The sequence below is a fragment of the Microbispora sp. H10836 genome, assembly GCF_012999525.1.
Taxonomy (GTDB): Bacteria; Actinomycetota; Actinomycetes; order Streptosporangiales; family Streptosporangiaceae; genus Microbispora.
The window spans coordinates 30,778-52,316 of record NZ_JABBWU010000013.1; the positions used below are offsets into that span (position 1 = coordinate 30,778).

20 protein-coding genes are annotated in these 21,539 nt (G+C 71.4%); 12 read left to right on the forward strand and 8 right to left on the reverse strand.

What is annotated here, in order from left to right:
• Positions 1 to 4: 4 nt before the first annotated feature.
• Positions 5 to 1,063 carry a LacI family DNA-binding transcriptional regulator gene (locus tag HHX30_RS23490; protein WP_311922802.1) on the forward strand — a complete coding sequence of 353 codons (1,059 nt, stop codon included), beginning with the start codon at positions 5 to 7 and terminating at the stop codon, positions 1,061 to 1,063.
• Here HHX30_RS23490 and HHX30_RS23495 read toward each other — a convergent pair.
• Positions 1,002 to 2,288 carry an MFS transporter gene (locus HHX30_RS23495; protein ID WP_311922804.1) on the reverse strand — a complete coding sequence of 429 codons (1,287 nt, stop codon included), beginning with the start codon at positions 2,286 to 2,288 and terminating at the stop codon, positions 1,002 to 1,004. The genes HHX30_RS23490 and HHX30_RS23495 overlap by 62 nt on opposite strands.
• 79 nt (positions 2,289 to 2,367) lie before the next feature.
• Between HHX30_RS23495 and HHX30_RS23500 the strand changes: the two genes are divergently transcribed.
• On the forward strand, positions 2,368 to 3,375 hold the full coding sequence (locus HHX30_RS23500) for a winged helix-turn-helix domain-containing protein (protein WP_249350366.1): 1,008 nt from the start codon (positions 2,368 to 2,370) through the stop codon (positions 3,373 to 3,375).
• Positions 3,376 to 3,378: 3 nt separating this feature from the next.
• Here HHX30_RS23500 and HHX30_RS23505 read toward each other — a convergent pair whose 3' ends face one another.
• The 3 genes from HHX30_RS23505 to HHX30_RS23515 form a co-directional block, all read right to left on the reverse strand.
• Positions 3,379 to 4,269: a carbohydrate ABC transporter permease gene (locus HHX30_RS23505; RefSeq protein WP_169984145.1), complete on the reverse strand. Its 891-nt coding sequence runs from the start codon at positions 4,267 to 4,269 to the stop codon at positions 3,379 to 3,381.
• Positions 4,266 to 5,150 carry a sugar ABC transporter permease gene (locus HHX30_RS23510; protein ID WP_311922806.1) on the reverse strand — a complete coding sequence of 295 codons (885 nt, stop codon included), beginning with the start codon at positions 5,148 to 5,150 and terminating at the stop codon, positions 4,266 to 4,268. The genes HHX30_RS23505 and HHX30_RS23510 overlap by 4 nt, the downstream gene beginning before the upstream one ends.
• Before the next feature lie 80 nt (positions 5,151 to 5,230).
• Positions 5,231 to 6,514 (reverse strand): ABC transporter substrate-binding protein, encoded by a 1,284-nt coding sequence (locus tag HHX30_RS23515; protein WP_169984147.1) that lies wholly within the window; start codon positions 6,512 to 6,514, stop codon positions 5,231 to 5,233.
• 229 nt (positions 6,515 to 6,743) lie between these two features.
• On the opposite strand from HHX30_RS23515, the gene HHX30_RS23520 reads away from it, so the two are divergent.
• Positions 6,744 to 8,648: an ABC transporter ATP-binding protein gene (locus HHX30_RS23520; protein WP_169984148.1), complete on the forward strand. Its 1,905-nt coding sequence runs from the start codon at positions 6,744 to 6,746 to the stop codon at positions 8,646 to 8,648.
• A gap of 110 nt (positions 8,649 to 8,758) precedes the next feature.
• Here the strand turns inward: HHX30_RS23520 and HHX30_RS23525 are convergent, their stop codons facing one another.
• Positions 8,759 to 9,814 (reverse strand): sigma-70 family RNA polymerase sigma factor, encoded by a 1,056-nt coding sequence (locus HHX30_RS23525; RefSeq protein ID WP_169984149.1) that lies wholly within the window; start codon positions 9,812 to 9,814, stop codon positions 8,759 to 8,761.
• A 75-nt stretch (positions 9,815 to 9,889) separates the two neighbouring features.
• Between HHX30_RS23525 and HHX30_RS23530 the strand changes: the two genes are divergently transcribed.
• Positions 9,890 to 10,249 carry a VOC family protein gene (locus tag HHX30_RS23530; RefSeq protein WP_169984150.1) on the forward strand — a complete coding sequence of 120 codons (360 nt, stop codon included), beginning with the start codon at positions 9,890 to 9,892 and terminating at the stop codon, positions 10,247 to 10,249.
• Positions 10,250 to 10,251: 2 nt separating this feature from the next.
• Complete coding sequence (locus tag HHX30_RS23535; protein ID WP_169984151.1) at positions 10,252 to 10,905, forward strand: maleylpyruvate isomerase family mycothiol-dependent enzyme; 654 nt, start codon at positions 10,252 to 10,254, stop codon at positions 10,903 to 10,905.
• A gap of 97 nt (positions 10,906 to 11,002) precedes the next feature.
• Here the strand turns inward: HHX30_RS23535 and HHX30_RS23540 are convergent, their stop codons facing one another.
• On the reverse strand, positions 11,003 to 11,389 hold the full coding sequence (locus tag HHX30_RS23540; RefSeq protein WP_311922809.1) for a MerR family transcriptional regulator: 387 nt from the start codon (positions 11,387 to 11,389) through the stop codon (positions 11,003 to 11,005).
• Between the two features lie 162 nt (positions 11,390 to 11,551).
• Between HHX30_RS23540 and HHX30_RS23545 the strand changes: the two genes are divergently transcribed.
• Together HHX30_RS23545 and HHX30_RS23550 are read left to right on the forward strand one after the other, a co-directional pair.
• Entirely contained in the window at positions 11,552 to 13,249 is a 1,698-nt protein-coding gene (locus HHX30_RS23545) for a pentapeptide repeat-containing protein (RefSeq protein ID WP_169984153.1), read from the forward strand.
• A gap of 45 nt (positions 13,250 to 13,294) precedes the next feature.
• Positions 13,295 to 14,206, forward strand: a complete 912-nt coding sequence (locus tag HHX30_RS23550) for an aldo/keto reductase (RefSeq protein WP_169984154.1) — start codon at positions 13,295 to 13,297, stop codon at positions 14,204 to 14,206.
• Between the two features lie 163 nt (positions 14,207 to 14,369).
• Here HHX30_RS23550 and HHX30_RS40835 read toward each other — a convergent pair whose 3' ends face one another.
• Complete coding sequence (locus tag HHX30_RS40835) at positions 14,370 to 15,254, reverse strand: DUF2249 domain-containing protein (RefSeq protein WP_211592424.1); 885 nt, start codon at positions 15,252 to 15,254, stop codon at positions 14,370 to 14,372.
• Between the two features lie 113 nt (positions 15,255 to 15,367).
• Here HHX30_RS40835 and HHX30_RS23560 point away from each other — a divergent pair, with 113 nt between their 5' ends.
• From HHX30_RS23560 to HHX30_RS23575, 4 genes are read left to right on the forward strand one after another with little or no spacing between them, the layout of a single operon-like run.
• A complete protein-coding gene (locus HHX30_RS23560) occupies positions 15,368 to 16,213 on the forward strand; it encodes a helix-turn-helix domain-containing protein (RefSeq protein WP_311922810.1) in 846 nt (281 codons plus the stop codon).
• 29 nt (positions 16,214 to 16,242) lie between these two features.
• Positions 16,243 to 17,349 carry a hypothetical protein gene (locus HHX30_RS23565; RefSeq protein ID WP_211592425.1) on the forward strand — a complete coding sequence of 369 codons (1,107 nt, stop codon included), beginning with the start codon at positions 16,243 to 16,245 and terminating at the stop codon, positions 17,347 to 17,349.
• On the forward strand, positions 17,346 to 19,937 hold the full coding sequence (locus tag HHX30_RS23570) for a multicopper oxidase domain-containing protein (RefSeq protein ID WP_169984155.1): 2,592 nt from the start codon (positions 17,346 to 17,348) through the stop codon (positions 19,935 to 19,937). The genes HHX30_RS23565 and HHX30_RS23570 overlap by 4 nt, the downstream gene beginning before the upstream one ends.
• Entirely contained in the window at positions 19,934 to 20,371 is a 438-nt protein-coding gene (locus HHX30_RS23575) for a hypothetical protein (RefSeq protein WP_169984156.1), read from the forward strand. The genes HHX30_RS23570 and HHX30_RS23575 overlap by 4 nt, the downstream gene beginning before the upstream one ends.
• 293 nt (positions 20,372 to 20,664) lie before the next feature.
• On the opposite strand, the gene HHX30_RS23580 is transcribed toward HHX30_RS23575, so the two are convergent.
• A complete protein-coding gene (locus HHX30_RS23580) occupies positions 20,665 to 20,841 on the reverse strand; it encodes a hypothetical protein (RefSeq protein ID WP_169984157.1) in 177 nt (58 codons plus the stop codon).
• Between the two features lie 95 nt (positions 20,842 to 20,936).
• On the opposite strand from HHX30_RS23580, the gene HHX30_RS23585 reads away from it, so the two are divergent.
• A complete protein-coding gene (locus tag HHX30_RS23585) occupies positions 20,937 to 21,239 on the forward strand; it encodes a hypothetical protein (protein WP_169984158.1) in 303 nt (100 codons plus the stop codon).
• Positions 21,240 to 21,539: the final 300 nt, after the last annotated feature.

A 21,539-nucleotide genomic window follows, 5' to 3' on the forward strand; every position in this document is an offset into this window, starting at 1 on the left:
CTGCGTGGGAGAGACGAGACGCGGCCGTCCGACCATGAACGACGTGGCCGCCGCGGCCGGTGTGGCGCTCAAGACCGTCTCCCGCGTCGTCAACAACGAACCCGGCGTCAACACCGCGACCGCCGGTCGTGTGCAGGCGGCCATCGAGCGGCTCGGCTACCGCCGCAACGACAGCGCGCGCATCCTGCGGCGGGGCCGTACGGCGAGCATCGGCCTGGTCATCGAGGACGTCGCCGACGCCTTCTACTCCAGCCTCAGCCGGGCGGTGGAGGACGCCGCGCTGCACCACGGCTACCTGCTGTTCAGCGGCTCGTCCCGGGAGGACCCGGACCGCGAGCGCGACCTCGTGCTCGCCTTCTGCGCCCGCCGCGTGGACGGGTTGATCATCGTGCCCGCGGGGAGGGACCACGCCTATCTCGCGCCCGAGTTCGAAGCCGGGATCAAGACGGTCTTCGCCGACCGCCCGCCCGGCGCGGGGTGCGAGGCGGACACCGTCCTCTGCGACAACACGGGCGGGGCACGGGCGGGCACGGCCCACCTGATCGCGCACGGCCACCGCCGCGTCGCCTTCCTCGGCGACTCCCCCGGGATCTTCACCGCCGCCGAGCGGCTGCGCGGTTACCGGCAGGCGCTGGCCGCGGCCGGCCTGCCGTACGACGAGGGCCTGGTGGTCATGGGGCCGCCGGACCCGGCGCGGATGCGGGCCGACCTGACCCGGCTGCTCACGGCCTTCGATCCCCCGACCGCCCTGCTGACCGGAAACGGCCGCACCACCGTGGAGATCCTGCGGGCGCTGGCGTCGCTCACGGACACCGCCGACGCGGGCGCCGCCGGAGGCCTCGCTCTGGTCGGGTTCGACGACTTCGAGCTGGCCGACCTGTTGGGCGTCACCGTGGTGGCGCAGGATCCCACCCGGCTGGGCCGCACGGCCGCCGACCTGTTGTTCATGCGCCTGTCCGGGGACGAGGGGCCGACCAGCAGGATCGAACTGGCCACGCGGCTCATCCCGCGGGGCTCGGGCGAACGCCCTCCCCTGTCTCTCCGGGACCGTACGGCGGGCTGACGCGGGACGACAGGGCGCCGCGCAGATCACGCCGCAGCGTGAGCACCACGGCGATCACGCCACAGCCCGACAGCGCGATGGCGAGATGGGCGGGCACCAGTTCGGCGAGGGCGCCCGCGGCGGCGGCGCCCAGTGCCTGGGCCGTCATCAGACCGGACGTCTGCAGGCCGAACGCCTGCCCGCGGGCGGCCTCGGGAACCGTGTCGAGGAACCGCCGCTGGAGCCCCAGGTTGTAGGCCAGCCCCGCCGCGCCCAGGGCGGCCAGCGCCGCCGCGCCGGCGACCCCCGGGCGGGCGGCGAACCCGAGCAGCGGCACTCCCAGCGCGAGCGCCAGCGGGAAGGTCAGCCGTTCGCGCACCGCGGGCGGGGCGAACCTGCCGACGGCGAACTCTCCCGCGCCCATGCCCGCCGCCGCGGCGGCCAGCACGACCCCCGCGCCCCACGGCGCCCCCTCGCCTGTGAGGTACGGCACGTAGACGGCCTCCGCACCGATCGCGAGCATCGGCGGCAGCCATCCGGCGAGCAGCAGTCCCCGGACGGCGCGGTCGGCCAGCAGCGCCCGGTTGACCCGTAGCGTCGTCCGTACGGCCCCGGCCCGGTGATGCGGGGCGGAGTGCGCGGCGCGCGCCGGGCGGTCGCGCAGCCCGAACCGGGTCACCGCCGCGCTGCCCAGCGAGAGCGCGGCGGTGATCAGCAGCGCCCTGAGAGGGCCGGTCACGGCGAGCAGACCGCCGCCGACGGCCAGCCCGGCCACCTGCGCGCCCGCCGAGGTCGTGGTGAACAGCGCGCGGCCGAGCACGTACGCATCTCCCACCAGCACGTCCGGCAGCACGGCGGCGCGCGCGGCCGAGAACAGGGGCGTGGGCACGCCCGCCGCGAACACCAGCGCGAGCATGACCCCGATCGGCAGGTCGCCGACACCGAGGACGAGGCACGTGGCCACGCGCAGCAGGTCGCCCGCGACCATCAGGGCCCGCGGGCGCCACCGGTCGGCGAGCGACAGCAGGAACATCCCGCCCGCCACCTGCGGCAGGAACCCGATCATGTACGCCAGCGCGGCCAGGCCCGGCGACTCCGTGCGCGCGTAAACCAGCACGGAGAACGCGAGCATCTTCACGGTGTCGCCCAGGACCAGCAGAAGCTGGCTCCCGAAGAGCACGCGGAACTCCGGGACGGCGAAGCACGCCCGGAACGTCGATCTCTCCTGGTTCGCGGCCACGGTCACGGCCCACCTCCCGGCACACATGCTCGGCCCGCCGCCTCCGGCCGCGCTAACGTTTCGGAAACTGCCGAAGGGTGGGCGTTTGTACCGGATCGAGGTGAGCCCGCAGGACGTCGCGGCCAGCCGTTTCGCGATCTCCCCGCTCAACGAGACCATGCACGCGATGTGGATGCTGTCGGGGCGGCTGGAGGCGGGGGCGCACGCGTCCTGGGCCGCGGTGGCGCGCCCCCGGTTCGCCCGGCTGCTGGCCGGCAGCCCGGGGGCGCGGGCGATGGTCGCGCTGTTCCGCCAGGGGGCCTACATCGCCGACTTCATCGCGCCGCCGCCCACGGGGATCAACGTCTCCTTCGCCGAGGAGATCGCGGCGATGCGGGCCACCCCCCTTGAGCGGGCGCGGACCGAGATCGCGATGTCGCTGGACGGCCGGCCGCCCCCGCCCGCCGACGTCATGGAGATCCTGGCGGACGACCACGTGGTCGCGTTCCTGGCCGACGGGCTGGAGCGCACCTGGACGGAGCTGGTCGCGCCGCAGTGGCCGCGCTTCCACGCGATCCTGGAGCGCGACGTGATCCAGCGGGCCGGGCGGCTGGCGACGTACGGCTGGGCGGCGGCGCTCGGCGACCTCGGCCCGCGGGTCCGCTGGCGGCCGGAAGAGGCCGACGCACCGGCCCGCATCGAGGTGGCGGCCTCCGGCGACCGGGACGAGCGGCACCGGCTCGGCGGCCGCGGCCTGCTGTTCCTGCCCAGCCTCTTCGTCCGCAAGGTGATCGCCTACCTCGACGAGGCGTGGCCGTACGCACTGGTGTATCCGGCGCGGGGGGTGGCGGCGGCGCACCCACGGGCGGGCGGCGCGGCGGCGCTCGCCGGACTGGTCGGCAGGTCCCGCGCCCGGGTCCTGGCCGAGCTGGAGACCCCGGCGACCACCACGCAGCTCGCCGCCCGCCTCGGGCTGGCGCTCGGCACGGCCGGCGGCCACCTGGCCGCGCTGCGCGCGGCCGGGCTGGTCGCCGGCGCCCGGGTCGGGCGGCGGGTGCTCTACCGGCGCACTCCCCTTGGGGACGCGCTGGTGGCCGGCCGGCTCGATTCCTGAGAGTCAGCCCTTGAGCGCGCCCGCCATGAGGCCGCGCATGAAGAACCTGCCGAGCAGCACGTAGATGACCATCGTGGGGATGGACGCCAGGATCGCCGCCGCCATCTGCTGGCTGTACGGCGTCGTCACGGCGCCCGCGATGTTGTTGAGCATGACCGTGGTCGGCCACGAGCTCGGCCCGGTGAGGAAGACCGCGAACAGGAAGTCGTTCCACATCGAGGTGAACTGCCAGATGATCACGACGGCGAACGCCGGGCCGGAGACCGGCAGCACGATCGACCAGAGCGTCCGCAGCATCCCCGCGCCGTCCACGCGGGACGCCTCGATCAGCTCGTCGGGGATCGTGACGTAGTAGTTGCGGAAGATCAGCGTGCAGATCGGGATGCCGTACACCACGTGGGCGAGGACCAGGCCGGGGATGCCGCCGTACAACTGCACGCCGAGCGCGTCGCCCACGTCCACCATGAGCTGCACCAGCGGGATCATCACGCCCTGGTACGGGATGAACATGCCGAACAGGAACAGTGTGAACAGCACGTCCGCGCCGGGGAAGCGCCACTTGGACAGCACGTATCCGTTCAGCGACCCGAGCGCCGCGGAGATCAGCGAGCCGGGGATCGCGAGCAGGAAACTGTTGACGATGCCGGGCTCGAGCTTCTCCCAGGCGACGCTCCACGCCTCGGTCGTCCACACCTTCGGCAGGTTCCACGCCTGCGCCGGGTCGGCCTCGCTGAGCGGCTTGAAGCTCGTGACCAGCAGCACGTAGACCGGGATCAGGAAGACCAGGACGAACAGCAGCAGGAGGACGAGCCGCACCCACGCGGCGGTCCTGCCCCGCTCTCGGACCGGGGCGGGCGCCGTGCGCGGGGCCTTCTCGGCGACGTGCGCGGTCATGAACGCTTCCCCTTACGGGCGTCCCAGATCAGGTAGGGCACGACGAAGACGACGACGGACAGCACGATGTAGGACGCGATCGTCGCGCCCTTCGCCGGGTCGTGCGAGTCGTAGACCGCCGTCCACATGAACGTCGCGGGCACGTCGGTGATGATCTGCTTGCCCGACACCGCGACGACGAGGTCGAAGACCTTCAGCGAGATGTGGCCGAGGATGATCAGCGCGGACAGCGTCACCGGGCGCAGCATCGGCAGCACCACGTGCCGGTAGACGCCCCACTCGCTGCAGCCGTCCACCCGGGCGGCCTCCCGCAGTTCCTCGGGCACACCCCGGAACCCGGCGAGGAACAGCGCCATGATGTATCCGGACATCTGCCAGATCGCTGGGATCGCCATGGCGGCCATGCCCCAGTCGGGGTCGCGGAACCACTGCCACTGGAGGAAGTCGACTCCGAGGTAGTGGAAGAGCCGGTTGAGCCCGACCGCCCGCTCACCCGTCGCGCTGTTCATCAGCCACCGCCAGACCACCCCGGTGGCGATGAAGGAGACGGCCATCGGGAACAGGTAGACGGCGCGGAAGCCGCTCTCCGCCCGGATGCCCTTCTCCATCAGGAAGGCCAGGAGCCAGCCGAGGACGAGCGCGCCGCCGACGAAGACCACGGTGAAGATGATCGAGTGCCGGACCGACAGGCCCCAGCGCTCCTCGCTCCAGATGCCGGTGAAGTTCTCCAGCCCGACGAAGTTGCCGGGGATCTCCGCGATCTCGTCGTGCTTGTCGGTCATGGCGAGCTTGAAGTTCCAGCCCAGCAGGCCGTACACGAAGACCGCGATGAGGATGATCGACGGCGACACCAGGAGCAGCCCGGGCAGCCATCTGCGCACCCGCGTCACATGTACCTCTCAGAAGTCAAGTACGGCCCACGCCGTTGTGTCCACAGCGTGGGCCGTACGAGGAGATCAGCTCACTGACCGCTGTTCTTGGCCGCCGTGACCAGCGCCTGCTGGAACTTGGCGACGTCCTTGTCCTGCTGGAACAGGCCGACCGCGTCGGTGATCGCGGTGCGCCACGCGTCGTTGGCGACCACGCCGTGCTGGATCGAGCCGGCCAGCTTGCTGCCGGACCACTGCTCCAGGCTCCAGGACAGGTAGTCCTTGTAGAGGGACTGGTCGGCGTCCTTGCGGGCCGGGATCGAGCCCTTCAGCGGGTTGAACGCGTCCTGGCCCTCCTTGCTGGCGGCCACCTTCAGCCACGCGATCGCGCCGTCGCGGTTGGGCGCGCCCTTCGGCAGCGTGAAGCTGTCCGACAGCCACATGAACGTGCCGTCCGTGCCCGGCGACGCGGCCCAGTCGAAGTCCTTGTGCGACTCCTTGCCGAGGCCGCCCTCCGGCGGGTTGTGGAAGTAGCCGTAGGCCCAGTCGCCCATGATGTTGAAGGCCGCCTCGCCGTCGGCGACCTGCTTGGCCGCCGGCTGCCAGTCGTCCTGCGGGCTGCCCGCGTACGACAGGATGGTCTTGAAGTTCTCCAGCGCCTTGGTCACGTTCGCGTTGGACCAGTCGGCGTTGGCCGTCCACAGGGCGTTGTAGGCGTCGGTGCCGAGCGAGCCGAGCAGCACGGACTCGAGCAGGTGCACCAGGGTCCACTGCGAGCCGATCGACAGCGGGATCTTCCCGGTCTTCTTGACCTTCTCGAGGTCGGTGACGAACTCCTCGACGGTCTTCGGCGCGCCGTCGATGCCGGCGTCCTTGAGGACCGTGGGGTTGAACCACAGGACGTTCGACCGGTGGATGTTCACCGGTACGGAGTAGATCTGGCCCTGCACCGAAATCTGGTCGATGAGCTGCTGCGGGAAGACCTCCTTCAGCTTCAGCTCGTCGTACAGGAAGTTCACCGACTCCAGCTTGCCGCTCTTGATGTAGCCCTGGAGCTCGGCGCCTGCGTGACCCTGGAAGGTGTCCGGGGGCTGGTTGGCCTGCAGCTTGCTGGACAGCAGCGCGCGGGCCTGGTCGCCCGAGCCGCCGGCCACCGCGGCGTCGAAGAACTCGAAGTTCGCGTTCTGCTTGGCGAAGATCTCCCGCATCGCCTTGAGGCCGTCGGCCTCACCGGGACCCGTCCACCACGAGAAGACCTCGACCTTCTTCGCGGCCTGACCGCCTCCGCTCTCCTGCTTGTCACCGCCACCACAGGCGGAAAGAGTGAGCAGACCTGCAACAGAGACCGCGACGGCCGCCATCCACCGTCGTCTCATCGCAACATTCCCTTCAGGCTGATCGGGAGGATTTCGGGCCCCCGAAGACACATATGGCTGACAACGTTGTCAGCAGGCCCAATCAACCCACTTTCACCGGTACGTCGTCAAGTTTGTGCCGATAACGTCTCTGCATACGGGCCCTGGCGCCGTGTTAGGGGCGTGCGTCAAAAGAAGGGCCGCCACTCGCGCCCGGGAAATTGTCGGCGCTCGCGCTCACACTGCAGGCATGACGGTGACACAACAGGGGGGACCTGATCACCTGTCGGAGGACGACCTGCCGGACATGGCGGACGTCGAGTCCCCGCAGTGGGCGCGGCACTACGGAACGATGGCGGGGCTGGGCTTCCTCACGGTGGCGCGGCGGCTGCCCCGGCTGGTCAGGCAGGCACTGGGCATCGCCTGGGAGGCGAGCCCCCGCGACACCGTGGCCACGGTCACGCTCAGCGCACTCGGCGGCGTCTTCACGGCCTTCGGCCTCCTCGCCACCACCGGCGTGCTGACCGCGCTGTTCCAGGCGGGCCCCACCCCGGAGCGGGTCCGGGCCGCGCTGCCCAGCCTGCTGCTCGTGGGCCTGGCCGCCACCGCGCGCACGGCCCTGCAGGCGGGGGCCGGTTGGGCCCAGTCACGGCTCGAACCCCAGGTCAGCCGGATCACGGAAGAGCGCCTCTACACGCTGACCAGCCGGGTCGACCTCGTCTGCTTCGACGACCCCGAGTTCCACGACGCGCTGCAGCGTGCGCGCATGCGCGGCATGCAGATGGCCGAGATGGTCGTGAGCACGGCCATCGACACGCTGTCGGGCCTGGTCGGCATCGTGGCGGCGGCGGGCGTGCTGGGCGTGCTGCACCCCGTGCTGCTGCCCCTGCTCCTGCTCGCGGTCGTCCCCGACGCCTGGGCGGCCGTACGTGCGGCCAGGATGCGCTACACGACCGCCCTCGTGCTCGTCCCGGCCAGACGGCGCAAGTGGATCATCGAGGAGCTGCTCGCGGACAAGGACACCGCCGCCGAGGTCCGCACGTTCACCATGCGCGGCTTCCTGCTCCGGATGTTCGACACGGTCGCCCGTGGCGAGCAGCGCGTCATGCTCGACCTCGCGCGGCGGCAGACCGTCGCCCGCGTCCTCGGCGAGGCGCTCGGCGGCCTGGGGCAGGGCGCGGTCTACGTCGCGCTCGGCCTGCTGCTCGCGGCGGGCGCGGTGCCGCTAGCGGTCGCCGGCACCGCGGTGCTGGCGATCCGGTCCGGCCAGACGTCGCTGTCGAACTTCATGTACGCGACGAACCGGCTCTACGAGGAGGGTCTCTACTTCACCGACTTCCTCGACTTCATCGCGCACGCCGAGGCCCGCATCCCGGCGGCCCGCGACCGGACGGCCCCCGACGGCTTCGGCCGCATCACGGTCGAGGACGTCACCTTCTCCTATCCCGCCGCACCGGCGCCCGCCCTGCGCGGGGTGTCGGTCCGCATCGAGCGCGGGGAGGTCGTGGCCCTCGTCGGAGAGAACGGCTCGGGCAAGACCACCCTCGCCAAGATCCTCGCCGGCCTGTACGAGCCGGACGGCGGCCGCGTCCGGTGGGACGACGCCGACCTGTCCGAGATCGACCCGGACAGCCTGCGCCGCAGGATCGCGGTCATCGCCCAGGACCACACCCGGTGGCCGCTGACGGCCCGCCACAACATCACGATGGGCATGGAGAAGGGCGAGGCCGAGGTGGCCCGTGCGGCCGAGGTCGCCGGCGCCGACCAGGTCATCGCCGAGCTCCCCTACGGCTACCGCACCCTGCTCGACCGCAGGTTCAAGAACGGTCACGAACTGTCGGGCGGGCAGTGGCAGCGGATCGCGGTGGCGCGCGGGTTCTACCGGGACGCGCCCCTGCTGATCTGCGACGAGCCCACGGCCGCCCTCGACGCCCGGGCGGAGCACGCGTTGTTCGAGCGGATCCGGCAGCACGCCGACGGCCGGACCGTGCTGCTCATCACCCACCGCCTGGCCAGCGTCCGCTACGCCGACCGCATCTACGTGCTCGACCACGGCAAGGTCCGCGAGCACGGCACCCACGAGGAGCTGATCACCCTCGACGGCCTCTACGCCGAGCTCTACAACCTCCAGGCCGAGGCGTACCGCTCCCCCTGACCCGCCTGTAGGTGGCGGCGTACCGGCAGAAGTGCAGGAGCCCGTACGAGCGGAGAGGCGGCGGTGTGCGGCCACTGCGATTCTCGGCCGACGCCCTGCGGCTTCGTGAATCAGGGCAGCGAGGCAGGCAGAGCGAAGGCCGGGAAGTGTTCGGGACCAAGGAACGAGACGATCTGGCAGATGCGCGTGCCGCGGAACGCGAGCACGGTGATCGACCAGGCGGCGTGCGGTCCGATGGCGTCGCCACCGATGTAGAACGCCACGGCGGCCTGGCCGTTGGCGCTGGTCGGAAGAGACCGCCAGCTTGGGCACCTGGTCATGGGGACCTGCACGGCGAAGTCGGTGACGGCCGCCAACCCCTGGTACCAGGTCGCCAGGGGCGGCATGGACCAGGTGACGTCCTCGGTCAGCAGCGGCACCAGGGCGTCGATGTCGCCACGTTCCAGCGCCGCCGCGAATGCGGCCACGAGCCGCTGAACCTTGGCGTCGCCGATTTTCCGCAGCGCCTGCCGCTGACTCAGGGAGGGGATCTTTTCTGTCACGAGCCTGCGGGCCCGAGCCAGGGCGGAGTTCACTGACGTGGTCGAGGTACCCATCATGGAGGCGATCTCGGCGGCGGAGAACCCGAGAACGTCGAACAGCAGCAGCGCGGCCCGCTGGTTGCCCGGCAAGTGCTGCAGGGCGGCGACGAAGGCGAGTTCGACGGATTCACGCTGCTCGTAACGTGCCTCAGGGACGGCCCGGCCGTCGGCGAGGCCCTGATCGGGGTAAGGGCCCAGCCAGGCGACCTCGGTCAGCGGGGCGGCGTCGAGCACGGCGCGTTCGCTGGATGAGCCGAGGTCGGCGGGCAACGCCCGCTTGCCGCGGGAGTCGGCCAGGTCCAGGCAGGCACGGGTGGCCACGGTGTAGAGCCACGAACGCAACGAGCCACGTCCCTCGAACCGCGCGAGCCCTCGCCACGCGCGCAGCAGGGCATCCTGCAGGGCATCGTCGGCGTCGTGACCGGAGCCCAGCATGCGGTAGCAATGCCCATGCAACTCCTGGCGCAGCGGTCCTACCAGGCGGGCGAAAGCAGCATCATCCCCCGCGCGAGCCCGAGCCAAGTCGGCGTCCTGAACGCGCTGCGCCGCCGGATCCGCCCGGAGCCCGGAAGATTTTTCCCGCATGAGCGACGATTGTGCCCTACGGCGGCAGTCCTACCAGGTGAGGGGGCATACCGGCCCTCGTGAAGGAGGACTGCCATGACGTCGACCGGATCTCATCCCACGCCCGGATGGTTCGACATCTCCACTCCCGACGCTTCGCGATCACGACGCTTCTACCAGGAGCTGTTCGGCTGGACGGTGAACGTGATCGACGAGACCTACGCACTCGTCGGTGGTGACAACGACCGTCCGGCAGGCGGCATCGGCCAGGCCGGTCCCGGCAGCCCGTACACCGGGATCGTGGTCTACTTCACGGTCGACGACGTCGAGGCCGCACTGGCGAGGGCGGAAAGCCTGGGCGGCAGCCCCGTCTTGGAGCCGAGACCAACGCCCCTGGGACGGATCGCGGTGTTCGCCGACCCCGACGGCAACCATGTCGGTCTGGTGAGCCGTTGACCATGACCGAGCCGACAGGACATCACAAGACCGATATCTGGTCCCTGGTCCACAGCGAGCGGGCAGCCCTGGCGGCCGACCTCGCGGATCTCACCAGCGAGCAATGGACCACACCGTCCCTGTGCACCGGGCTGACGGTGCGTGAGGTGCTGGCGCACATCACCTCAGGGGCGAGCCTCACACCGGTGCGGTGGATGACCGGCGTCATCCGCTGCCGCTTCGACTTCGACAAACAGGTGGCCATGCGATTGGCCGAGCAACTGGGCGCGACCCCGGCCGAGACGCTCGCCCGGTTCCGCCGCATCGTGACCAGCACGACCAAGCCGCCCCTGCCCGTGATGGCGATGCTGGGCGAGACGATCGTGCACGGAGAGGACATCCGCCGGCCATTGGGCATTCGGCGCGACCACCCGATCGAGACGCTCACCCGGGTAGCCGGCTACTACCGGCGCTCCGACCTGGTCGTCCTCGCCAAGGGCCGAATCCGAGGCCTGCGCCTCGTCGCCACCGATGGTCCGTTCACGACCGGCTCCGGCGCATTCGTGGCCGGCCCCACACTGGCACTGATCATGGCGATGACCGGACGCACCGGCTACTGGGACAAGCTCGAAGGCGACGGAGTAGCGACCCTACGCGCCCGTGGCGAGGTCACGTGACTCCTCACTCCAGGCCCCCAGTACTCCAGGCCCTCAGTACTCCAGGCCCTCAGTCCCGCCGGCTCCGGAACGGTTCGGACTGTACGCGCGCCCTAGACTAGGACGCCTGCTCGGGGAGCATGTCGCGCATGGTCCGCACGTCCTTGTAGTACTGGATCTTCCGCTGGATCGCGCCCTGCTTCTGGCGCAGGTCGGCGATCTGCTCCTCGGCCTTCCGGTCGTGCTCCTCCAGCAACGCGATCCGGTCCTCGATGGTGTGCTCGCCCTGCCGTACGAGCTGGGCGAAGCGCAGCATCTCCGCGATCGGCATGCCCGTGTCCCGCAGGCAGCGGATCATGCCGAGCCAGCTCACGTCCTCTTCGCTGAACCGCCGCTGGCCCGCCGCGTTGCGGCCGACCGGCTCCAGCAGCCCGATCCGTTCGTAGTACCGAAGGGTGTCGAGGCTGAACCCGGTCTCCTCGACGACCTGTCCAGGTGTGTACACCGCCACACCATTGATCCTGTCACACCGGATCTCGGGCGCATGCGCCCTTTCCGCTGTAGGCATTTGGCAAGCGGGCCGCAATTCGCCCCCATATAACGGGTCCTGCCACGTACGACCCGGGCCGGCGTCCGGGTGGTGCTCCCGAGAGACAGTGAGACAGCAATGCCCGGCATCCCCCGCCTGATCGCCAGCACGGTGGCCTTCTCCGCTGCGATCGCGCTGTCGATCCCGATGGCCCCGGCAGCCGTGGCGACGCCCGGCGACCGCCTGCCGTGCCGCCCCGGCAGCGGCCCGCATCTCGCCGGCAGGGACCTCACCCGGGCCACACTGCCCGCCGATCTGTCCTGCGCGGACCTCCGGGGCGCCAAACTGGACGGCCTGACCGTGCGGAGCGTGCTCACCGGGGCCGACCTGACCGGAGCCTCTCTCAAGGGAGCCCATCTCGGGTACGCCCGGATGGCCGGGGCCAGACTGCGCGAGGCCGACCTCTCCGAGGCCGAGCTGTACTACGCGGACCTGCGCGGCAGCGACCTGCGCGAGGCGACGATGGACGACTCCTCGCCGTACTACGCGCATTTCGAGGGAGCCGACCTGAGCGGGGCCACGATGGCGCGGGCCAAGACGTACGGCGCGCAGTTCGACGACGCGAAGCTGGTCGGCGTCGACCTGACCGACGCCTCCGCCTACGGCGCGGACATGCGCCGGGCCGACCTCAGCCGGGTCAGGGCGGCGAGGGCCAAGCTCTACGGCGCCACCCTGATCAGGACGGTCCTGCGGCAGGCGGATCTCAGCGCGGCGCAACTGTACGAGTCGGTGATGACCGGCGCGGACTTCCGGGGGGCCGACCTCACCGGGGCCGACCTGCGCGACGTCAGGGACGCCCGGCTCGCCGGAAGCAGGGGCGTGCCCGGATACCTGCCGGCGCCGGACCCGTCGTGCGAGCCCGGCGGCGGTCAGGACTACCGGGGCTGGGACCTGACCGCGGCCACGAGCTTCCCCGGCGATCTGAGCTGCGCCGACCTGACCGGCGCCAGGCTGGACGGCCTCGACCTGTCGGGCGTCAAACTGAACCGGGCCATCCTTCGCGAGGTCTCCGCCGTCGGGACGAGGCTTCGCGAGGCGAAGGGGGCGGACCTGCGCGGCGCGCGGCTGCGGCGGGCCAAGCTGGGCAGCGCCGACCTCGTGGGGGCGAACCTGTCCCGCGCGGACCTGTCGGGCGCGGCGCTCGGCAGCGCCGACCTGACCCAGGCCGAGCTCGCCGGCGCCGATCTTCGCTACACGGAGATGAACAGCGTCACGGCCGACCAGGCCGACTTCACCGGCGCCAGGTTGGACCGGGCGGACCTCCGCTACGGCAAGTACCGGGACGCGGTCTTCCGCAAGGCCACCCTGACCGACGCCGATGTGTCCTCGGCCGAACTGCGGGGCGCCACGTTCGAGGACGCCGAGGTCACCGGGCTGAACCAGGACTTCGCCAAGGACGTCGACCTGTCCGGGTCCTCCAGCCGCATGTCCACCGGCTGGCTGGTCTTCTTCGGCATCGCCGGCCTGGTCGTCTTCTGGATGGCCGCCGGGCTGGTCACGGCCAGGGTACGGCGGAGCAGAGCCGCCAGGGAGCAGGCCGCCGAGAGAGCCGTCCGGTTCGAGGACGCCAAGAGCGTCCAGGAGGAGAACGTGACCCGGCTGGGCGAGGAGATCGACAGCCTGACGGACAGAACCGGCGACGTCGACTGGAACGCGGTCCTGGACGCCTACGACGCGGCCAAGGAAGCGCTGGCCAGGGCTCACGACATGGACGATCTGAGGGACGTCGAGACCATCGTGGCGCGTGGCCGCAGCGCCCTCGACCGCCGCCGCTGAAAGCCGCTTGCGCTGGAGTGCGCTCCAGGCGGCAAGGTGGTCGGCATGAGAATCGCTCTGGGAACGATCCCCTTCGGGACCACCGTGGACGAGGCGACCTCGTTCGCCATCCTCGACCGCTTCGTCGAAGCCGGCGGAACGATGCTCGACACAGCCAACAACTATCCGTTCTGGCTGGAGGGCGCGACCGGCGACGAGAGCGAGGCCACCATCGGCCGGTGGCTCGCCTCCCGGCGCAACCGGGACAGCGTGGTGATCAGCACCAAGTGCGGCGCCCGCCCGGCCGTGCCCGGCGCCCGTACGCTCGACGCCGCCGAGGGCCTGTCCGCCGGCGTGATCCGGGCCGCGATCGAGGGCAGCCTGCACCGGCTCGGCACCGATCACGTCGACGTCTACTGGGCCCACGTCGACGACAGGTCGACGCCGCTGGAGGAGACGGTCGCCGCCTTCGACGAACTGGTGCTCGCAGGCAAGGCCAAGGAGGTCGGCGCGAGCAACCACGCGGTGTGGCGGCTGGAGCGGGCCCGCTCACTGGCGGCGGCGCGCGGCGGCGCTCGATACCGTCACGTGCAACTCCGCCACTCCTACCTCCGCCCCCGGCCCTGGGTACGCGTGCCCGAAGGCGGCCACACCCAGGTCTCCGACGAGATGCTGGACTACGTGCGTTCCGAGGGCGACCTGACGCTGTGGGTCTACTCCTCGTTGCTCGCGGGCGCGTACACCGCCAAACCGATGCCCGAGTACTACGACCACCCGGGCACCACGAGGCGGCTGGCTGTGCTGGACGAGGTGGCCGGCGAGCTCGGCGCGACGCGCAACCAGGTCGTGCTCGCCTGGCTGCGGGCGCAGGACATCATCCCGATCGTCGGCGTCAGCTCGATGGCCCAGCTCGAAGAGATCATCGTCGACGTCAAGCTCGACGACGAGCACATCGCCCGCCTCGACGCCCCCGCCTGACCACCTCCGGCCCGAAGACGCATGATGAGCGCCCGAGGCGACCGGGCGCGTCGGCGGCCGGCCGGAGTCGAAGGCAGGGATCCGCCCGGGGCCGGGGTGGTCATTCGACACTCCGCGCTGGATGCCGGCCCTGACGAGCCGGGGAAACGCCGGTAGCCGGTGATCAGAGCCGTCCGATCCGCACCCGCCATACGTCCGGGCCGGACTCGACGTAGCCCCAGTCGAACTCACCCGGGTGCCGCGCCGCGAACTGGTAGTAGAGCGGCTTCGGATCGTGGTCGTTGACCAGTACGAACGCCTCCCTCGGCCGGAGAGCGCGGAAGGTCGCGAAGATTTCCTCGTGCCGTTGGACGTGCGCCAGGCGCCGCACGTCCAACTCACCCTCCACGACCTCCACACTCGCGTCCCCGGCATCGGCGGCGTCGTGACCGCCGCCGCACGTGCACGAGCAACCGCCGTGCCCCCGCGCCCGCCCCTGCGCCGAGCCGTGCTGCTCCGAGCCATGCGTGTGGCCGGACTCACCGAGGATCTCGTGCATACCGGCGAGCAGCGCGCCGAGGTCGACCCCGGCGTCGACGAGTGCCGGAAGCAGGATGTCGTTCTCCTTCTCCAGATGCGACTGGAACATCGCGTCAAGCGCTGCGGCGGCACCGGCGATCTCTCCGGGGGTGCGGGCCTGTTCCACCGCGTCCACCAGATTGCCCAGCGCGGTGTGTTCGCCCGTCATGGCGCGCACCAGCAGCGCCGTCTCCATCAGCCGCGCGCCCGCGGCGTACAGCGTGCGCTCCTCGGCGATCGCGTGGGGAAGGACGTCTTCTCTGCAGAACGCGACCAGCGTCGCCTGTCGGGCGGACGGGGACGAAAGCTGGTCGACCGCGCGTCCGATGGTCAGCGCGTGATCCGCCATCGTCCGGCCGAGCTTCCGGTGGTGGTCGCGGATCGCCTGGACGGTGGCCTCCCGCGTCTCCAGGTCTTCCTGTGTTTCGGAGGCTTCCCGGGATCCGTCTGCCGAGGTGGTCTGCGCCTTGTCGTCGCCGGTGACAGTCATGTACGGCTCCTCGTCTCCGGCCGGGGCTACGTCCTGGGCCGGCAGTGTCTTCTCTTCCGCATCAGGCTCCGGAAGGGTTTTTCACGGTCTCCGTTGTATTTATACTACTGACCGTGGAAACTCAACGGGCGACCCGACGGGCGGCTGAGAGCGTGACCGGCGACCGCGGCGCGGACATCGATCCGCGCGCCCATCGCGTGCTCGCGGACGTGAGTCGTGTCGCCGTCCTGGAGACCCTGCGAAAGGCGGGGCGTCCGATGGCCATCCCCGAGATCGCCGCCGCCGTCGGGCTGCACCCCAACACTGTGCGCGGCCATCTCGCGCTCCTGGTCGAGCACGGATACGCGAACGGCGGCAGGGAAGACCGAGAACGGCCGGGCCGGCCCCGCCTGCTCTATTCCGCGACCGCCGGGCCCGACGCCGACGAGCGGCGCAACTACCGGCTGCTCGCCGAGGTGCTGCTCACCTACCTGAGCGGGCTCGACGAGAACCGGGGGGCCGCCGCGATCTCGGCCGGCCGCGCGTACGGCGAGCGAACGGGGAAACGAGCCGGCAGCCGGGCGGATGAGCAGGCGCCTCCGGCGGAGACCACAACAGGGACGACGGCAGCGGCAGGTGATCGCTCGCCGATGGAGGCGGGGCTCGCGGCGGCCACCGCCGAGATCGTGGAACTGCTGGACGACGCCGGTTTCGACCCGCTGCCGGTCGACGACGGCTCCCGCATCGAACTGCGTCGCTGTCCGTTCCGCGAACTCGCCCAGGCCGACCCCGAGGTGGTCTGTGGCGTGCACCTCGGCCTCATGCAGGGCGCGCTCGCCGAGATGGGCGCCCCGCCCGACATGGTCCGCCTGCAACCGTTCGTACGGCCCGGCCTGTGCGTGGCCACACTGCACAGCCACGGGGAGCACGCGCCCGGGGAAACGCCGTGTTCGTGTGGTGGCGGCGGAGGGCCCGGATGACGGATGCCGGAGCGCGCGGGGGAACGGCCGTGAGCAGGCTGCCTCTGCCCGCGGGCGCCCTGCTGTCCGTCATCGCCGGGCTCTGGGGCGGACTGAGCCTGCTTGGCGTAGGCGTGCCCGTGCCCAGCGCGGCGCTCGCCACGCAGCACGGACCGCTGATGGCGCTCGGCTTCCTGGGCACGCTCATCTCTCTCGAACGCGCGGTCGCCCTCGGGCGGCCGTGGGGCTATGCCGCGCCGGCTCTGGCCGCCGTCGGCGCGCTCGCGGGCGCGGCGGGATTCACGCGGCCAGGGCAGCTGCTGCTCACCGCGGCGGCCGGTTGGTTTCTCGCCGTCTATCTCGTGCTGCTCGCCCGCCGGCCCTGCCCTGAGGTCGTCGTCCAGATGTCCGGCGCGATCGCGTGGTACGTCGGGGGCCTGCTGTGGCTGCGCGGACTCCCGATCGCCGACCTGGTGCCCTGGCTGACGGCCTTCCTCGTCCTCACGATCGCCGGGGAACGGCTCGAACTGGCTCACGTCGGGTTCGTGGGCCGCCGGGCCGTCGACGGCGTCCTGGCCGCCATGGGCGTCCTCGGCGCGGGCGTCCTCGCCTCGGTTCCCCGGCCGGACCTGGGATGGCGGGTGGCCGGGGCGGGCATGATCGCTCTGGCGGGGCTGCTGGCCGTCCACGACATCGCCCGCAGGACCGTGCGCACGGCCGGCCTGCCGCGTTATGCCGCGGTCTGTCTGCTGTCCGGTTACGCCTGGCTGGCCCTGGCCGGGACGCTATGGGGGATTTTCGGGCGTCCCACAGCGGACGGCGTGTACGACGCCGCGCTGCACGCGGTCTTCCTCGGGTTCGCCATGTCCATGGTGTTCGGCCACGCGCCGGTCATCCTGCCCGCCGTTCTGCGGGTGCGGCTGCCGTATCACCGGGTGCTGTACGGCCCGCTGGCCCTGCTGCACGCCGCCCTGCTGGTCCGGATCGCCGGCGACCTCGGTGGCGTGGCCGCCGTCCGCACGGTCGGCGGCGTGCTGGGGGAGGTGGCGCTGCCGGCGTTCGCCTGCTGCGCCGTGTTCGCCCGTCACGCCGTGCCCGCTCACCGCCCGGCAGCCGCGTCCCGCCTGTCTCGCTCTCGAAGAATGGACCCCTCATGAGAACGGTCGATGTGCGGGTCGGCGCCCCCGGTCCCGGGCCGACGCCGCCGACGCGGCGTCGTTCGCGTGCCTCCTGGCACGCGAGGGCGAACGGGGTCGTGCTGGCCTGGCTCGCGCTGGTGGCTCTCGCCACGCTCACGCACGATCACCTGCCCGCACCACGGTGGCTGCTGATCCACGTGTTCCTGCTCGGCGCGGTGACCAATGCCATCGTGACCTGGACGGAACACTTCGCGATCGCACTGCTGCGCCGGGGCGAACCGTCCCCGTGGGTGCGCCCGGTGCGGCTCGCCACCCTGAACACCGGGGTGGCGGCGGTGCTGTACGGCGCCACGTACGGCCCCGTCCGGCTCGGCATCGCCGGAGCGGCGATCGTGGTCGGCGTCATCGGCTGGCACGTGGCGATCCTCGTCTCCTGGTCGAGGCGGGCCCTCGGCGGCCGGTTCGCGCACGTCGTCGCCTGGTACATCGGCGCGGGGGCGGCGCTCGTCACCGGGGGGACGCTGGGCGGGCTGATGCTCGCCGCATGGCCGCCGGGCATGAGCAGCACGCGACTGCAGGCCGCGCACGTCCACGTCAACCTGCTCGGCTGGGTCGGCCTCGCCGTCCTGGGCACGCTGTTCACGCTCTGGCCGACGGTGCTGCGCACCCAGGTGGCCGAAGGAAGCGGGGTGATCGCCCGCCGCTCGCTGCGCCTCGCCGTACCCGGCCTGGCCGTGACGGTGGGCGGGTTCCTGGGCGGAGCACGCTGGGTCGCGGTGGCCGGGCTGCTGCTTTACGCCGCGGCGGCCGCGCTCGCCCTCGTGCCGTTCCTCCGTACGGCACGGCGCCGGCCGCCGCACACACCCGCCGCGTGGATGCTCGCAGCGGGCACGGCCTGGTTCGTCGTGGCCGTCCTCGCCGATCTGTCGGTCGTGGCGACCCGGCCCGCGGACCAGGTGGCACACGGGATTGAGCCGCTGGTGCCGTTCACCCTGGTGGGCTTCGCAGGACAGACGCTTCTCGGCGCACTGACCTTCCTGCTGCCCGTGGTGCTCGGCGGCGGACCCGCCGCACTGAAGCGGAACGCGGCTCTGCTGGAGCGCGGCTGGATCATGCGGCTGGCCGTGGTCAACGTCGCGGTGCCGCTGATCGCGCTGCCCGTGCCCGGCCGGGTGTCGCTGATCGCCTGGGGGTTCGTGGTGGCGGCGCTCGCGGCGTTCGTCCTGCTCGCCGCCGTCACCGTGGTCCGCGCGCGTGGGCCGCGCGTCTCGCCCACGGTCGGGGGTGTCGCGGTCGGCCTGCTGGCCACGGCGGTGGCCGTCGCCCTCGCGCTCAGCGACGGCAGGGGAGTCACGCCGGCCACGAAGCTCGCCGTGCAGGACAACAGCGCGGGCGTCCGCGCGGTGGAGGTCACCCTGGCGAACATGCGGATCATGCCCGGGACGATCGAGGCGGCCCCCGGGACCCGGCTCGTGCTGCGGGTGACCAACCGGGACGCCCAGCAGCACGACCTGAGCCTCGCCACCGGCCAGCGGACGCCGATGCTCGGCGCCGGGCAGACCGCGACGCTCGAGTTGCCCCCGCTCGCCGGCCCGATCGACGGCTGGTGCACGGTGCCGGGACACCGGGCGGCCGGCATGACCATGCGGATCGACGTCAAGGGCACCGCCCCGGCCCCCGCGTCGGGCATGGATCACGGCGGTCGAACGGATCACACGGCCACGGCCCCCGGTGTGCTGAACCTGACCGCGCCGATGAGCCCGGGATGGCGTCCGTACGACGCGACGCTGCGGCCCGGGGCGGGCGGCACCGAGCACCGGATGGAGATCCACGCGGTGTGGAAGGACATCGAGGTCGCGCCGGGGGTCCGGCAGCGGATGTGGACCTTCGGCGGCACCGTGCCCGGGCCCGTGCTGCGCGGCAAGGTCGGCGACGTGTTCACGATCACGCTGGTCAACGACGACACGATGGGACACGGCATCGACTTCCACGCCGGGTCGCTCGCGCCGGACGTGCCGATGCGCACGATCCGCCCCGGTGAACGCCTCACCTATCGGTTCCGCGCCGAGCACGCCGGGGCCTGGCTCTACCACTGCTCGACGATGCCGATGCTCCAGCACATCGCCAACGGCATGTACGGCGCGGTCATCATCGATCCGCCGGACCTTGCCCCTGCCGACCGGGAGTACGTGCTCGTACAGGGTGAGCTCTACCTCGGGCAACCGGGCGGCACCGAGCAGGTGGCCAAGATGCGCGACGGCCGGCCCGACGCCTGGATGTTCAACGGCACCGCCGCCGGATACGACCACGCTCCGCTGACCGCTCGGCCGGGCGAGCGGGTCCGCGTGTGGGTGGTCGCCGCCGGCCCCGCCTCGGGCACGGCCTTCCACATCGTGGGCGCGCAGTTCGACACCGTCTACAAGGAAGGCGCCTACCTGCTGCGGCCGAGCCAAGGCGACGGGGCGTCCCAGGTGCTCGATCTGGCCGCCGCCCAGGGCGGATTCGTCGAAACCGTCTTCCCGGAACCGGGTCACTATCCCTTCGTCGACCATGACATGCGCCACGGCGAGGCCGGCGCACACGGCGTCTTCGAGGTGACCCGTTGACCTGGTGGTCCGTCATCCGCTTCCTGCACGTCACCTCGGCGGCATTGTGGGTCGGCGGACAGCTCACCGTCTCCCTCGTCGTTCTCCCGCTGGCCCGGCGTCTCCTCGACACGGGCCAGCGCGCCCGGGTGCTTCGCGAGGTCGGCCGCCGCTTCGGGATGTTCACGGGGGCGTTCTTCCTGCCTGTGCAGGTCTCCACAGGGATCGCCATGGCGGTGCACAAGGGCGTGACGTGGGAGTCGCTCACCTATCCCGGCTACGGCCGGACGCTGTCGGCCAAGCTGCTTCTCTTCGTCCTCGTCATGGTCGCGGCCACGGTGCACGGGTGGGCCAACGGCAGGGGCATGGCCGTGTTCGCGCGAAGCATGGCGATCGCCGCGCTCGTCGGCTCCGTCGGCATCGTCCTGCTCGCCACCGCGCTGCCCGTCACCTGACGGGCAACGTGGTCACGCGACGGACAGCCTCGGCCGGCGCGCTGCTGGCCGTACTGCTGCGCCCTGTCGTCATGGTCATCCTCAGTGCGCTCAGCTATCTGATATCCACGCTGGGGATCCGGGCGATCACGGGCTCCCAAGCCCTCCGGCCGCCACCCGACCGGGGCGGCCGGAGGCGACCTTGTCACTGTTTACCGGAAGGCTTCGACGTTTCGACGGGCCCAACCGGCGAAGGGGCACCGCTTCCTCGATCGCCCGCATGAGGCCACCGTGCGGGGGCGACTCCGGCCTGGTCACCACGCCTTGCGAGGAGAGCAGCACCACCCGCTGGACCCGGCGACCCTGGCCACGTCCAGGATTGCTCTAGGTTCGAGCCCATGGCCGCCCGCGCCGCCGTCGTGCAGGAACAACGTCTCGGCACCGGCGAGGGCGGGCCGCGGGGTCTCCGGCGCGGCCAGGTCAGCCCGCACGTGTCTCGTCCCGCTCGGGAGATCCACCGGGGCTATCCCCCTCGACACCGCCGTCACCCGACGAATGCCCTGCACCGACCGAGGGATGACGCCTTGTGGCTCAACTGGTGACGAATCCGCTGCACACGGCCCTGCAGAACGCCGTACGGACGGTCAACCCCCTGGTCGATGACATCGAGCAGCGCGTCGATGGGTCATACCTGCACTTTCACAGCGGGACGGTGTGGACAGGGCCGGCGGCCAGACGCTTCGATGAGGAGTTCGCCCAGCACCGCTCCCGCGTCCGTACCGCGAGCGACAGGATCCTGTCCGATCTACGCCAGACGCTGGCCCGCACACCCCCAGAGGTGACAGAGGACGAGGCCAGAAAGATCAGGATCAGATACAGCCTGCCCTGACGCCTCACCCGTTGCCAACGGCACTCCCCTTACGCCTTGCCGCCCGAAGAAGCCAGGGCGAGCAGTTCGCGAAACTCGCCGACGGCGAGCCGATCGTGCTGGTCACGCGGTACGGCACGCAGCATCCATCGCGCGGTCTCGGTGGTCATGACACTGCGAGCCTCCGGGCGGATGTCGCCCATCCCCCCGCCGCGAGGCGTGCGCCCCCATCGACCCCTCCGTTGACGACCGCGCACAGGGCTGTATGTAGTTGGATCATCGCGAAGTACTGCCCGCTGTGCCGGATCATGGCCGCGCAGG